At 69.2% G+C, this 620-nt stretch carries 1 protein-coding gene; it reads left to right on the top strand.

Annotated features, from left to right (window positions below; genetic code table 11):
- A partial coding sequence (locus H7I41_RS04570) for an SLC13 family permease (RefSeq protein WP_264011383.1) occupies window positions 1–498 on the top strand: 498 nt, incomplete at its 5' end.
- Between the last annotated feature and the right edge of the window lie 122 nt (window positions 499–620).

Consider the following 620-nt stretch of genomic DNA (forward strand, 5'->3'; position numbering starts at 1 on the left):
GCCGCCCTGCTCGACGCATCGTCGGGCAAGAAGGCGATGAGCCGGATCGACTGGGGCTCGGTCCTGTTGGTCGGCGGCATCATCACCTACGTCGGCGTGCTCACCGATATGGGTGTGGTGGATCTGCTCGGCGAGGGCGCCGTGCACCTGGGTTCACCGCTGGTGGCCGCCATCCTGCTCTGCGCCGCAGCAGCATTGATCTCGGCCTTCGCCTCCACCACCGGCATGCTCGCTGCCCTTGTGCCCCTTGCGCTTCCGCTCATCGCCGACGGCGGCATCCCCGGTTGGGCGCTGATCTGCGCGATCGGTGTGTGCGCGTCGATCGTCGACGTGTCCCCGTTCTCCACCGTCGGCGCCACGTACGTGGCCACCACCGTCGACGAGGAGGCCCGCCCGCGCATGACCAAGCTGCTGACCCGCTGGGGTCTGTCGATGGTGGTGCTCGGGCCGATCGTCCTCACCCTCGTCCTGATCCTTCCCGGAATGGCCTTCTCATGACCCGCGCCCTGCTGCACGCCCTGCTCGATACCACGGCCGCCGACGACGACCGGGCGGTCACCATCGACGGGATGACCCTGTCGCGCAGCGAGTTGCGGGAGCGCTCCGCGGGATTCGGCGCC

The organism is [Mycobacterium] manitobense (assembly GCF_025821665.1).
Taxonomy (GTDB): Bacteria; Actinomycetota; Actinomycetes; order Mycobacteriales; family Mycobacteriaceae; genus Mycobacterium; species Mycobacterium arseniciresistens.